Below are 13,379 nucleotides of genomic sequence, written 5' to 3' on the forward strand. Positions count from 1 at the left end.
AAGGGTTCCTATGTAGGTTTATTTAAGACCTTCAATGACATAATCGCCACTGAAGATAAGTTGAATAGTGATGTCTTTTTCTGATTTGTTTTTCCAATACCAACCATGAGAACCGTCAAACGGTGCAGTAAAGCTGCCTTTCATTTCATCTGCGGTTGCAATCGTATATGACTCAAAATAGCCCGTGGTGTCACCTTTAGGCTCACCATGTAAATCAACGTATAAATCACCGCCATCAGTAACCCATTCATACGTAGCTTTTTGGAACTTTTTCATATCCAGCTTATATTCAATACCTTTACCAGCAGGTACTATCAAAATAGCTGTATCTTGTCCCCCATCACTAGCTTGAGTTACTAAAGGTTTTGTCCCTTCATCATTAAATACCGTCAAACCAAGTTTTTGACCAACGCCCGTTGGGTCAATATTGTACTCAGCAGGTAAAATGAATAACACCAATGTGATCATCGCAACCACAAATGAAAGAGTTGTCGCTTTAATCAATGAACGACTTGTTTTATTTGATTCCATAAATATATATCTCATAAAAGTTAACTAACAAAATATCCGGTTAGTTGCATACCAACTAACATAAAGCCACCGCACATCAATGCAGTATTTGTCGCTTTAGCAAAGCGGTTAAAACTCTCGAATTGACGCCAAAAATTAATGGCAAGAAGAATAAACATCAACGCTAAGAATTGTCCGATTTCAACACCAATATTGAATGACAATAGGTTTGTTGCTAAGCCTTCTGATGGCAATTCAAACTCTTGAATTTTTGTAGCGAGACCAAAACCGTGAAACAGGCCAAAAATAAGAACCGCTTTTTTCGGGTTAGGTTGCTTACCAAAAAAGTGTTTAAACCCACCTAAGTTATCAAAGCCTTTGTAAACAACGGATAAGCCGATGATTGCGTCGATTAGATGAGCATTAACTTGAATATTGGCAAGTACTCCGCCCATTAACGTTAAGCTGTGCCCAATCGTGAACATACTGACGTAAAGTAATACGTCTCGACTGCTGCGTAAGAAAAACAATACACCGACTAAGAACAACAGGTGATCATAGCCAGTCACCATGTGCTTCGCACCAATGTAGATGAATGGGAGTATCTGGATACCTGTATTATTTTGTAAGAAGTTGCGTGTACTATCATCAACCCCATGTGCGAAGGCTTCAATTGAAGCCATCGACAGTAGAATCAATAACGGGTACAGCAAATAAGAAAGTTTGAATTTTCCAAACATTTATTTACCCTTTATTTTCTATTAATTGATTGTCATTTTGTTCATTCGACTTTTTATCTCTTGAGTGCAACAAACGATAAAGCGCAGGTAGAACAAATAACGTTAAAATGGTTGATGAAATAACACCTCCTATTACAACTGTCGCTAGAGGTCTTTGTACCTCAGATCCTATTCCGGTATTTAGCGCCATAGGTATGAAACCTAATGAAGCCACTAACGCGGTTGTTAATACCGGGCGTAATCGAGTTAGCGCCCCTTTTATAATGGCTTCTTCCAGTGCAAACTTCTCTTTTCGTAACTCTCGAATAAAAGAAACCATCACTAAGCCATTTAAGATTGCTATACCCGATAGCGCAATGAAACCAACCGCTGCTGAAATCGAAAATGGAATATCTCTAAGGACTAAAGCGAATATTCCACCTGTTAAGGCAAGGGGAACCCCTGTAAAAATAATCATAGAATCTTTAAAAGAGCCTAATGCCAGAAGCAATAATCCAACTATCAGTACAAGTGTTACAGGCACTACAATACTCAACCTTTGAGTTGCCGATTGAAGCTTTTGATAAGTTCCTCCGTATTCAATCCAATAACCAGATGGTAGTTTCACCTTGCTATCAATAGCTTGTTGAACATCTTTAACGAAGCTGCCTAAATCCCTGCCTCGTACATTAGCTGTTACGACGACCCGTCTCTTACCATTCTCCCGGTTAACTTGGTTTGCACCATTAATCATTTCAATTGTGATTAATTCTTGAAGTGGCACAAAACCACCGCTTGGCAATGAGATAGGTAATTGGGATAAACCATCGACATCTTGTCTTTGCTGCTCACTAAGCCTAACAATAATGTCAAATCGCTTATCTCCGTCGTAAAATTTACCGACAGATTCTCCGCCCATCGCAATCGCTATTTGGTTTTGCAACCCTTCTTTAGATATTCCGTGAATAGCCAACTGCTCATCTTTAGGTATAAAAGTTAATATTGGTAAGCCCTTGGTTTGCTCAACCTGAATATCACGAATTCCATCTACGCTATTAATTGCACTCTCAATCTCCTTGCCAATGCTAGCTAACCCATCAAAGTCATCACCAAACACTTTAATTGCAAGTTCTGAACGAACCCCAGCCAATAGCTCGTTAAAACGCATTTGAATAGGCTGTAAAAATTCATAACGATTTCCCGGAATAGGTGTCACAATGGCTTCCAATTCAGCAACAAAATCAGATTTTAATTTTTTGGGATCGGGCCATTCATTTCTAGGCTTTAGAATAATGAAGTTATCAGCAACACTTGGAGGAACAGCATCAGTCGCAACATTTGGTGTACCTATTTTTGCAAATACTCGCTCAACTTCAGGCATCGCCTTAATGCTCTCTTCTAAGGCTTTTTGCATTTCTATTGATTGAGTTAATGATGTGCCAGGGATCCTTAATGCATGCATTGCAATATCTCCTTCGTCAAGGTTAGGAACAAATTCGCTTCCTAACTTTGTGCTCATAACACCTGCAATGGATACAAGAGATACCGCAATTAGCACAACAAGCCATCGTGCTTTCAAGACAAAGGATAGTACTGGACGATATAACGATTCACTTGTCTTCATGATGATGTTGTCTTTTTCGACAATTGGGCCTTTGAACATTAATGCTATTGCAGCAGGTACAAAAGTTACCGAAAGAATCATCGAACTAACAAGTGCTATTACAACAGTGATAGCCATCGGGTGGAACATTTTCCCTTCTACACCACTCAAAGCAAATATAGGCAAATACACAGCGGTAATAATAAACACACCGAACAAAGCAGGTCTGATAACTTCTCTTGTCGCCTCAAAAACTAATGATAACCGCTCTTTAACAGGTAGCACTTTTCCGTTGGATGCATGACTTAACCTTCTCATACAGTTCTCAACGATAATAATTGCACCATCAACAAGTAAGCCAAAATCAAGTGCCCCAAGACTCATTAAGTTGGCACTGGTTCTGGTTTGCACCATACCAGTAACAGTCATTAACATAGCAAAAGGTATCACTGCTGCTGTTAATAAAGCCGCTCTAAAATTCCCTAGTAAAAGGAAAAGAACAACGATAACAAGAACCGCACCTTCTACCAGGTTCATCTCTACAGTATCTAAGGTTTTATTAACTAATTTTGTTCTATCATAAACCGCGTTTACAACGACTCCTTCTGGTAGGTTCTTACTTATTTCCGATAGTCTTTCTCCAACATCTTTAGCTACTTTTTGACTATTTTCACCAATCAGCATAAAGACTGTGCTAAGTACAACTTCACGACCATTTTGTGTAGCGGCACCTGTTCTAAGCTCTTTACCTTCCTTAACTTCAGCAACATCTTTGATTTTTAGAACGCGTCCTGCCACTGTTGAAATTGGAACTTCAGATAATTGTTGAAGAGATTCAACTTGTCCAGGGATTCGAATCAGCCACTGAGCACCATTTTTTTCAATGAAGCCAGCGCCACGGTTTTGATTGTGTGAACCAACAGCATCAATAACACTTTGTTGTGTCAGCCCATGAATTAACAACTTTTCAGGATCTATCGCAATTAATATCTCTCGGTCATATCCGCCAATTGGGTTTACTTCAACAACACCTTCAACTTGCATTAATTGAGGTCGAATCACCCAATCATGAACGGTTCTAAGCTCAGTTGGCGTAATTTCGCTACCATCGAGGTCAGTAGCTCCTGGCGCTGCATCAACGGTGAACATAAAAATCTCACCAAGCCCAGTAGATATAGGTCCTAATTCTGGCTCTAAGCCAGTGGGAAGTTCAGATTTTGCAGAATTGAGTTTTTCACCGATTAACTGACGCGCAAAATAAATATCAGTTTCGTCAGTAAATATAGCGACTACTTGAGACAAGCCATATCTTGAGACAGAGCGTGTATACTCTAAATTAGGAACCCCTGCTAGAGCGGTTTCTAAAGGAAAAGTAATGCGTTGTTCAACTTCAAGTGGAGTGTAACCCGCAGCCTCAGTATTGATAACAACTTGAACATTGGTAATATCAGGTACTGCATCAATGGGAAGTTTTGTGAAATTCCAAACACCGAGAGCGGCAACAGCCAATACAAAAACCAGTATAAGTTTACTTCGTTCAATTGAAAATTTTAAAATTGATTCCAACATACTACTTCCTTAATGGTCGTGAGACGCGCCAGATTTATCAATATCGGCTTTGATTATGTAACTATTCTTCGCGACATATTCAGTACCAGAAGGAATACCTCCTAAGACCTCAACCCAAGGTCCTACTTTTCTCCCTATATCAAGCATTCTCACTTCGTATTCATCATTCACTTTCGCATAAACGACTTTGAAGTCCCGAAAGGACTGAATACCAGAAGCTTTTACTGCTCGTGATACTTTGTATCGATCCAGCATTATTTCACCTGAAACAATCTGACCAACGTTAAAATCACCATTTGAATTATCAATCTCTGCTCTAAATATTTTTGCTTGCTCATTTGTTACAGTAACAAGTGAGTCAAAAACCTGGGCTTTTACAACGCCACTTTGCCCTGGAATGCTAATATCGACGATAGAGCCAAGTTTCACTTTTGATTGATCTAAAGGAAACACACCCAGCTCCACAATTAGCTTCTGTGTATTGGAGATTTTTAATAACTCTCTTCCCTCTGTTTGCTCTCCAACTCCTGCGCTTTGCTTGGTCACCACACCACTAATAGGAGAGTAAATACGATAACTTTGTAAACTCTCATTGCTTTCCACAACCATGAGTAGCTGCCCTTTTTTCACTTTTTGCCCCATCACGGCATGTAAAGCTTTAATCTCGCCAGGAAATCTAGCACTAATAGAACGCATAGCATTGGGTGGCATAGAAAGCTTCCCAAAAACTTTTAATTTCTCTTCAAACACTTGCTCTGCAACTTTTTCAGTCTCGATTGACATGGTATTAGCCATGCTTTCAGCAATTAAAACTCTTCCTTCAAAGTTGTCATATGACCATTGATAGCTTTTTCCGCCATGCTTGGCTGTCAGCGTCACATTAAAAGAATGTGGCTCATAAATTTCCATATCTCCGCGTAAATAATTGTTCTCTGCGTAAAAGTTAATATCATCAACCACGCCCCCTAAACGAGAGAGCTGGACATTAATCTCAATATCATCTGGTTGAATAGGCTTTCCTCCTATCGATGGAAATATTCTAAATTCAGGTGGCATGCCATCTTCGAAAATAGCGAGTTCGATAGCGAACTCTGCATCTCTAAGCATTCGACCATTATTCGGACCTTTTTCGACTTCTTCTTTCACAGACTGCTCATTTGATTGAGCATTCACATGCATACTAAAAGTTGCTCCTCCAATAGAGAGGTGGGCTAAAAGTATTGAGGTAACTATTGCTTTAAGTTTCATCTTTATCTCACTTACATAGAAATTGAGCTGCCTGTAAGGCGCTCTAGTTCAATATTAAATATCTGGATGTTTGTATATGCATTGATTAACTCTGATTGAGTCATCAGCAAGTCTTGTTGAACGGAATACCAGTCGGTGTAACGGTAACGCCCCTTTTTGTAAGCCTCTTCTGCTTTAAGGTTCGCTGCTTCTAGCGCGGGGATCGTTTCATTAGAAAGCCCTTTTACAACATGGCTATTATGTTTAAGTTTGTGAGTTAGTAATAATAGCTGTGTTGACATTCGTTGAAATGAGGCGTCAGAATCAGCTATTGCTTGGTTTTTCTTAGCTTGTAAGGCATTTATTTGCCCGCGATTGCGGTTCTCTCCCCCAAAAGGAATTGATATGCCAGCAGTGAATGCAAAATCATCTACTGCTTCATTTCTCTTTATTCCCGTATTTATTGACCAAGCAGGTTTTTGAGAGGCTTTAGCTAGCGCTATTTCAGCGTCAGCAATTCGATTTTTGTAAGCAAAGGTTTTTAATCTTGGGTTTGACTTTAACCTTTTAATGGCTAGTTCTAATTGTTCGGCTGTCGGGATGTTTAAAAGACTTCCTGTAATATTAAAATCCGAATTACCTTGCCATTGAGCCGCTAATTGTGACTTGCTCGCTAAGATTTCATGAATAAGGTCTTCTACAATAAGTTCTTTTTTAGATAAATCAGCTTTTGCTCTTAATTCATCAATAACATTAAGCTTTCCTGCCTTAACTCTAATTGATATTTCATTAAAGACATCTTTGGCATTATTTCTAGCGAGCTTTGCTAAGATGAGTTGCTCTTTCTGTGATAAAATAGTTATAAATATTTTTGCCGTTTCAGCAGCAACATCTAGCGCTTTTATTTCTTTATTAAGTGCATATTCATCAAGCTTTACGTTCGCAACGCCTACCCTAGATTCAATAATATCTCCTTCTAATAACCATGAGATACTTAGGGTTGTTTGCATGCTATCAATACCTGAATAGCCACCATTCCCCATCATATCTTCAAAGTCTAAGTTAACAGTCATAGGACTAGCAATACGAGCTTGCTCTAACATCTCCTTAGCAGCCTCTTTTTTGAACATAAAGGATTTAAGATCAGGGTGTTGTTTTAATGTAAGGCTAATTGCATTGTTTAACGACAAACTTTCCTGAGCAAAAATTGCAGGAGAAAAGATAGTTAAACTAAGTAAGATTGAGCAAATCCCACTATTAAACCGATTCAAGGTCGGTTTTTTAAGTGTGTTTTTATGTTCAGGCATAAAATTCTTCCTCATAATAAATTAAAGGGAATAATGTAAAACCTATTAGTAGTAGGTTTTATGGGTGGGTATAAATTAACTTTTGGCGATTAATAACTAAAAGTTAATGACTAAAAATTTTTTCTATTAAATGGTGAATACCATCTATTGATGAAAAACAAGCTAACAATATCAAACTAACTGAAAATATCGCCGCCACTTTATTTAATGGCTTTAACTTTAGATGTCCCAGTAGAAAATATACTCTTTGTTCAAGTACATCGGCACCGAAGTTAACAACTAATTCATTATTGCTAACAGGTAACCCATTTGCATTTAGCCTAGCAATCTTTACTAAAGTTCCAGCAATGAATATCGATGTTTTATTAGCGTCAATTACAGCGTTATCTGCATCTTGCTCCATAGCCAGAGTTAGATGCAAATTTAACCTAGCCGCAACAGATGCAATAAAAAATGAGGAGAACAAGCTAAACATCCATTTTTTAAAAGGATCATTATTAGCCGCATGGGCTTTTTCATGTGCAATAACAACAGCAAGTTCTTCTTCGGTGGTTTCCGATATCAACCCACTAGTAACAAAGCATTTTTTATTAAAGAATCCCGTTGTGAAAGCACTTCCTTCAGGCAATTCTATTTCATAAACACCATTGCCTAAATCTAAAGAAAGCTCAGTTAACGCGGAGATTTCTTGCCTATGGGATAATAACTGTAACGCTTTCTTTAATAATACGTACACCGTATAAGTTGCAGCCACGATTACAGAAGCTCCATGCCAACTATACCATTCAAATATTGCCATGTGATGCCAATGCGCATACTCGAATGTCGATGAAGATAAGTAACTATTTAAAAAATATAAACCAATACTAAGTGCAGCTATCCAAGGTAAAAGGACAATAAACCATAATAAGATCTTTCTAGAAGCAACCTGTAGACTAAGAAATTTCTGAGCTAATAAAGAAGATGCTATCGACAAAACTATATTCGAAATCAGAAACGCAACAATTACTATTGCTAACGTATTTAGTGTTATTGCCATAGCCCCTTCGGTCATTTGCTATTTTCCCATCTCTAACTTTATACGCTGTGCTTCAATTAAAGCTTCTAGTTTATCTAATTGTTCCACATCAAGATCTTTAGAAATCGACGAAAATGCAGCAATTAGGCTATTATCATCTTCAGTAATAAAATCATTAGTTACTGATTTTATTAATTGACCAATTAATTCGTACCTTTCTACTTTCGCTTTATAATGAAACGCATAGCCTAGTTTCTCTCTAGACAATAAACCTTTTTTAAATAAACGATCTAAAGTTGTCTGATAAGTATTCAAACTGCCACCGCGAATTTTTTCAAAGTGAGAAAACACTTTTTTTACATCAGCTTTATCGTTCTCCCAAAGGTAGTGTAAGACTAACTTTTCCAAATCTCCTAGCTTCATTTAATACTCCTTACAATTTAACCTATTAACGATAGGTATAATGCACTGCATTTAACCTATAGTCAATAGGTTTTAAGTTGGGTTATTGAAAAATTATGCTTTAACGTGCGATATGCAAGCAGGTAGTAATTAAGGTTAATAGCAAGTCAAAGCTTCACCAATGAGCTGTTTGGTATTATGTTGGCCTTGAAGTTTGAATTGAAAAGGTTGCTAAAATAATCTGAATTTATATTTTACGATTATAACAACATACTGTTAATTCAGTGGCTATGACTGCGGTTCCAGATGAGCTGCCATTAACCTAAAATCCCCAAAGACTGCAACGATGGCTTTTTTGCCAGTCAGGTTTTCGATTAATTGGTAATATTTATAGTTAAAAAATACATTTTATATCTATGGAGAACTTCCGCTTTCGTATCTATAGTGACCCAAAAGCGTCTACAAAATTGACCTATGCTAACGACTTTTTTGTGGCACTAGTTAGCGTTAAAATGTGAAATATCAACGACAGCAATGAGCTTATCGCGAGGATAGCTTTATGAGTTGATACTTCAACTTTGCGCACTTAGTTGTCTTTATCGTCTTGCGGCTTGTTAAGTTGTTAGTGATCTCCTCAGCATCTTTTTATGAAAAATATTCTTTTAACTTATCCCAAGTCAATTTCAGCGAAAAAAGTATCGCACGAGAACTCTTACTTTTTTTAAAGAACTACACAACTCATTATTTATTGTTATTCCCACTCTTGTTGTTTGTCATTAATCTGAAACCTTAATGCAACATAAGCGTCATAATTTTTCAGTTTAACTGTCATATTCCCTCGGTACACTTTGTCACATTCTTGAATACCAATAAAAGAATCTTTGTTTTAACTATGAAGGTTAGGGTTGGTATTTATCATTATGACGCTCTTAACTTTTTAAAAGTGAATAGAGTAAAAGAGAAAGGGTAAAACAATGACGTTGTCTAAACTCACTAAAGCAAGCCTAATATTTGGCCTTACCACAAGTAGTTTAATCTTTGCTACCTCAGCGAGTGCTACTGATGCCTCTGCTGATACCTCATTAAATAAAGTCGTTAATGCCGGTCAGCAAATCAATCAATCTGCCGCTAAGTCACAGCAAAAAGTGAATGCATTAACGGATAAAGCACAAACTAAATTACAACAATTTCATGTGGTAACAAAAGAAGTTGACGGTCTGAGTGTTTATAACCAACAAATGCAAGCACAGCTTGATAGCCAAATGGCTGAGCTCGCCCAATTAGCTAAGTCGATGGAAGAAGTGAGTGTCATTGAACGTCAAATATCGCCCTTAATGGCTCGTATGATCAGCACCTTAGATACCTTTGTTAGTCTTGATGTGCCTTTTTTGCCTAGCGAAAGGACTAAACGCGTTGAAGATTTAAAGACCATGATGAATCGCGCGGATATAGCGGTATCAGAGAAGTTTCGCCGAGTATTAGAAGCGTACCAAATTGAAGTGGATTACGGACGTACTATTGAAGCGTATAGCGGCGTATTACCGATTGAGGGTAATAAAATGGATGTTGATTTTTTACGTATTGGTCGTGTCAGCTTAGTTTATCAAACACGTGATGGTAGCCGTTTAGGTGAATGGAAACAATCTTCAACAGGAGGAAAGGGGCAATGGCAACCACTGTCCCAAGATTATCGTTTAGGTATTAACAAAGCCTTACGTATAGCCCGTAAACAGCTAGCACCAGATTTAATTATGGTACCGGTGTCTATTAACGAAACCTCGACACAAGCAGAGTAATAATAATGACAAATTCTCCTAAAAAAATACGAAACACAGTAACGAATACCCTAAGAAGCACGGTATCTAAGTTAAATAAAGTGGGTAAAAAGGCGTTAACTGTTTCTGCACTGACATTTGCTTCATTAAGTTGTTTAAGTACTGTGAGTTATGCACAAGATGCGCTCACTCTAGATGATTTATTAAATCAATTAGAACAGGGACAAATAACTCAAACTAAGCAAAACCAAGCCAGAGAAAGTCAATTTAAAGCCAAAGTTAATCAGCAGCAGAACATGTTAAATGATATGAGCAATCAGCGTGATAATGCGCTATTACTCAGTGTGCAGCTTGAGCAAAATTTCGCAGATAATGAAATAACTTTAGCCAACAAAGCTGAAGCGTTGGACAAACGTTTAGGCGAATTGAAAGAGTTGTTTGGTGTGTTACAGCAAGTCGCTGGTGATACACGCAGTAAGTTTCAAACTTCTGTTATTTCGGCGCAGATACCAGGGCGTGGTCAGTTTCTAGATGAGTTTGCTCAAAGCATGGGTTCAAGTTCAAAACTGGCATCTATTGAAGAAATTGAACGATTATGGTTTGAGTTACAACGAGAAATGACACAAAGCGGTAAGGTAACCACCTTTAACCGCGAAGTGGTATTAGCTAACGGTGATCGTAATAATACAGCTGTGACACGAATTGGTGGTTTTAACCTCATCTCTGATGGAAGCTATTTAGAATATATTGATGAAACAGGCACGGTAGCTGAGCTCATTAGACAACCTTCTAACCGATACTTAGCCTCAACAAGTGACTTGGTTAACAGTGCTGGAAACACTTCCGCTTTTGCCTTAGACCCAACGGGCGGTTCAATATTAAGTTTATTAGTGCAAGCACCTGACTTGAAAGAACGTGTTGATCAAGGTGGCCCTGTGGGTTACATCATTTTAGCCATAGGTTTAGTCGGTTTGCTTATTGCGCTGGAACGCCTTATTAGCTTAGTGTTTATTGGTTCTAAAGTTGAGCGTCAACTTAAGTCATCGGTCGCATCAAGTGATAATCCACTGGGTCGTGTAATGCAGGTTAAAGATAATAACCCTGGCCTAGATACTGAAACCTTAGAGCTTAAATTATCTGAATCTATTTTAAGAGAAGTGCCTAAATTATCTAAGCGTTTAACCTTAATTAAAATCATTTCAGTAGTTGCACCACTAATCGGTTTACTCGGAACCGTTACAGGTATGATTAATACCTTCCAAGCCATTACCTTGTTTGGTACGGGTGACCCTAAGCTTATGGCTGGCGGTATCTCTCAAGCACTTGTTACTACGGTTTTAGGTCTAGTCGTAGCCATTCCTATGGTCTTTATCTTCGCTTACTTAAATGGTCGTAGCCGCAACATTGTTAATATTTTACAACAAGAAAGTACCGGCATCATTGCAGAAAGAGCTGAGAGTGTTGAATCAGATGAAATGGCCCAAGGCCAAACACTTGCAGGCCAAGGAGCATAAATAGTGATTGCCTTAATGGAAATGTACGATGCCATTAATGAGTTTATGGATACTGGTGGTCAAGTATTAATCGTGATTGCTGCTGTCATTTTCATTATGTGGTTGTTGATTTTCGAACGCTTTGTCTTTGTTTTTTACAGCTACCGCAGCGTAAAGAAACACATGATCAGTGTGTGGCAAGGTCGCAAAGAGCAAACGTCGTGGTACAGCGAACAAATACGCAACGCGTTAATTTCTCGTGGTACCACTAAGCTAAATCGTAACCTAGCGCTTATACAATCCTTAGTTGTCTTGTGTCCGTTATTAGGTTTATTGGGCACGGTAACTGGCATGATTGAAGTGTTTGATGTGATGGCAATATCAGGAAGTGGTAATGCAAGATCCATGGCATCAGGGGTTTCGCGTGCCACCATCCCCACAATGGCGGGCATGGTAGGCTCACTATCAGGTGTCTTTACCGCCACCTGGTTACGTCGAAATGCTAAAAAAGAAGCTGAATTACTTGCCGATAGTTTAACGGTTAGCCATTAAACGTTGAGTTAATAAAAGAATAGCGATTTAACCTCAGGTGAAGCGTTATTCAAAATAGAAATTGTTGGAGTTAGTTATGCGTCATTTAAACCAAATGTTACAAGATCAAGATGAAAAAGAAGAAATTGATATGACCCCTATGCTTGATGTGGTGTTTATTTTATTAATCTTTTTTATTGTAACGGCCTCATTCGTTAAAGAAGCGGGCATTGATGTAAATCGCCCAGAAGCTGCGACAGCGGTAAAAAAAGAGCGTGCCAATATTTTAGTGGCGATTAGTGATAAAGGCGATGTTTGGATCAATAAACGTAAAGTAGATATTCGCAGTGTACAAGCCAATATTGAGCGTTTAAAAGCAGAAAATCCACAGGGTACTGTGGTGATTCAAGCCGATAAAAAAGCGACTACTGACACCTTAATTAAGGTGATGGACTCTGCCCGTGCAGCCGGTGTTTATGATGTATCTATCGCCGCGCAAGAAGCCTAATGGGGTTAAGGACTTAACATGTCAACAAATATGTCAACAACTATGTCAACTGATACGTCGCAACAAATTATAGTGCGTAGTGGTGCTCGATACGTTATTGCCGGCGTATTAGCACTCAGTATGACCTTCATTTTACTTTGGGGCATGCAAAAGCTAATTGCAGGCGGTAATGAAGTGATGACAGATCCTGCCAAGGGCAGTGTGCTTGATTTTATTCGCTTAAAAAAAGATGAAGCGATTGTGAAAAAAGAACGTAAACCGCAAAAACCAGCTAAGCCAAAAGAGCCACCACCACCAATGAATGCACCGCAGATGCAGCAATCAAATCCTAATGCCAGTGCGACGAAAAGTAGCTTTGCAGCAGATATTCAAACGGATATGGGATTGTCAGGCGGCTTGAGTCTGGATAGTGGTGATGGTGATTATTTACCAATTGTTAAAGTAGCCGCTATTTATCCACGTAGAGCGCAATCTCGTGGTATCGAAGGCTTTGTTATTGTTGAGTTTGTCGTGACTAAAACAGGCTCAGTTAGTCAAGCTAAGGTAGTGCAAGCAAAACCAGAAGGGGTATTTGATAGGGCTGCACTTGATGCGGTTGCTAAGTTTAAATACAAACCCCGTGTGGTTGATGGTGTAGCAATGGAAGTAGCTGGCGTACAGAACAAAATTAGTTTTGAAATTGATGGTTAATAACTCGAAGGCAGGGTTCATAAGCTA

The 13,379-nt window shown here is 38.5% G+C and carries 12 protein-coding genes; 5 read left to right on the top strand and 7 right to left on the bottom strand.

Going from position 1 to position 13,379, the window contains the following annotated elements:
* Window positions 1-18 precede the first annotated feature (18 nt).
* The 7 genes from ND2E_RS08575 to ND2E_RS08545 all read right to left on the bottom strand — a co-directional run bounded on the left by ND2E_RS08575 (window position 19) and on the right by ND2E_RS08545 (window position 8,376).
* Window positions 19-531 carry a hypothetical protein gene (locus ND2E_RS08575; RefSeq protein WP_033094341.1) on the bottom strand — a complete coding sequence of 171 codons (513 nt, stop codon included), beginning with the start codon at window positions 529-531 and terminating at the stop codon, window positions 19-21.
* Between the two features lie 20 nt (window positions 532-551).
* On the bottom strand, window positions 552-1,193 hold the full coding sequence (locus tag ND2E_RS08570; RefSeq protein WP_150113761.1) for a HupE/UreJ family protein: 642 nt from the start codon (window positions 1,191-1,193) through the stop codon (window positions 552-554).
* Between the two features lie 61 nt (window positions 1,194-1,254).
* The gene (locus tag ND2E_RS08565) at window positions 1,255-4,401 is read right to left on the bottom strand and encodes an efflux RND transporter permease subunit (protein WP_033094343.1); all 3,147 of its coding nucleotides are present in this window, start codon (window positions 4,399-4,401) and stop codon (window positions 1,255-1,257) included.
* A gap of 9 nt (window positions 4,402-4,410) precedes the next feature.
* The gene (locus ND2E_RS08560) at window positions 4,411-5,649 is read right to left on the bottom strand and encodes an efflux RND transporter periplasmic adaptor subunit (RefSeq protein WP_033094344.1); all 1,239 of its coding nucleotides are present in this window, start codon (window positions 5,647-5,649) and stop codon (window positions 4,411-4,413) included.
* Window positions 5,650-5,660: 11 nt separating this feature from the next.
* Complete coding sequence (locus ND2E_RS08555; protein WP_052056635.1) at window positions 5,661-6,935, bottom strand: TolC family protein; 1,275 nt, start codon at window positions 6,933-6,935, stop codon at window positions 5,661-5,663.
* Window positions 6,936-7,038: 103 nt separating this feature from the next.
* Window positions 7,039-7,989 (bottom strand): M56 family metallopeptidase, encoded by a 951-nt coding sequence (locus tag ND2E_RS08550; RefSeq protein ID WP_223303622.1) that lies wholly within the window; start codon window positions 7,987-7,989, stop codon window positions 7,039-7,041.
* A gap of 3 nt (window positions 7,990-7,992) precedes the next feature.
* Window positions 7,993-8,376: a BlaI/MecI/CopY family transcriptional regulator gene (locus ND2E_RS08545; RefSeq protein WP_033094345.1), complete on the bottom strand. Its 384-nt coding sequence runs from the start codon at window positions 8,374-8,376 to the stop codon at window positions 7,993-7,995.
* Window positions 8,377-9,329: 953 nt separating this feature from the next.
* Here ND2E_RS08545 and ND2E_RS08540 point away from each other — a divergent pair.
* The 5 genes from ND2E_RS08540 to ND2E_RS08520 all read left to right on the top strand — a co-directional run bounded on the left by ND2E_RS08540 (window position 9,330) and on the right by ND2E_RS08520 (window position 13,352).
* Complete coding sequence (locus ND2E_RS08540) at window positions 9,330-10,151, top strand: DUF3450 domain-containing protein (protein WP_081962051.1); 822 nt, start codon at window positions 9,330-9,332, stop codon at window positions 10,149-10,151.
* A 5-nt stretch (window positions 10,152-10,156) separates the two neighbouring features.
* A complete protein-coding gene (locus ND2E_RS08535) occupies window positions 10,157-11,644 on the top strand; it encodes a MotA/TolQ/ExbB proton channel family protein (RefSeq protein ID WP_223303623.1) in 1,488 nt (495 codons plus the stop codon).
* Window positions 11,645-11,647: 3 nt separating this feature from the next.
* Complete coding sequence (locus ND2E_RS08530) at window positions 11,648-12,175, top strand: MotA/TolQ/ExbB proton channel family protein (RefSeq protein ID WP_033094346.1); 528 nt, start codon at window positions 11,648-11,650, stop codon at window positions 12,173-12,175.
* A gap of 76 nt (window positions 12,176-12,251) precedes the next feature.
* A complete protein-coding gene (locus ND2E_RS08525; protein ID WP_033094347.1) occupies window positions 12,252-12,662 on the top strand; it encodes an ExbD/TolR family protein in 411 nt (136 codons plus the stop codon).
* 42 nt (window positions 12,663-12,704) lie between these two features.
* Window positions 12,705-13,352, top strand: coding sequence for an energy transducer TonB (locus ND2E_RS08520; RefSeq protein WP_052056647.1), 648 nt, complete (start codon window positions 12,705-12,707; stop codon window positions 13,350-13,352).
* Window positions 13,353-13,379 lie beyond the last annotated feature (27 nt).

This window comes from Colwellia psychrerythraea, from assembly GCF_000764225.1.
Lineage (GTDB): Bacteria > Pseudomonadota > Gammaproteobacteria > Enterobacterales > Alteromonadaceae > Colwellia > Colwellia psychrerythraea_D.

What these genes read in the sequence shown, in the direction of transcription:
- ND2E_RS08575 (WP_033094341.1), bottom strand. Translation starts at nt 531, where the DNA reads ATGGAATCAAATAAAACAAGTCGTTCATTGATTAAAGCGACAACTCTT.
- ND2E_RS08570 (WP_150113761.1), bottom strand. Translation starts at nt 1,193, where the DNA reads ATGGCTTCAATTGAAGCCTTCGCACATGGGGTTGATGATAGTACACGC.
- ND2E_RS08565 (WP_033094343.1), bottom strand. Translation starts at nt 4,401, where the DNA reads ATGTTGGAATCAATTTTAAAATTTTCAATTGAACGAAGTAAACTTATA.
- ND2E_RS08560 (WP_033094344.1), bottom strand. Translation starts at nt 5,649, where the DNA reads ATGAAACTTAAAGCAATAGTTACCTCAATACTTTTAGCCCACCTCTCT.
- ND2E_RS08555 (WP_052056635.1), bottom strand. Translation starts at nt 6,935, where the DNA reads ATGCCTGAACATAAAAACACACTTAAAAAACCGACCTTGAATCGGTTT.
- ND2E_RS08550 (WP_223303622.1), bottom strand. Translation starts at nt 7,989, where the DNA reads ATGACCGAAGGGGCTATGGCAATAACACTAAATACGTTAGCAATAGTA.
- ND2E_RS08545 (WP_033094345.1), bottom strand. Translation starts at nt 8,376, where the DNA reads ATGAAGCTAGGAGATTTGGAAAAGTTAGTCTTACACTACCTTTGGGAG.
- ND2E_RS08540 (WP_081962051.1), top strand. Translation starts at nt 9,330, where the DNA reads ATGACGTTGTCTAAACTCACTAAAGCAAGCCTAATATTTGGCCTTACC.
- ND2E_RS08535 (WP_223303623.1), top strand. Translation starts at nt 10,157, where the DNA reads ATGACAAATTCTCCTAAAAAAATACGAAACACAGTAACGAATACCCTA.
- ND2E_RS08525 (WP_033094347.1), top strand. Translation starts at nt 12,252, where the DNA reads ATGCGTCATTTAAACCAAATGTTACAAGATCAAGATGAAAAAGAAGAA.
- ND2E_RS08520 (WP_052056647.1), top strand. Translation starts at nt 12,705, where the DNA reads ATGTCAACTGATACGTCGCAACAAATTATAGTGCGTAGTGGTGCTCGA.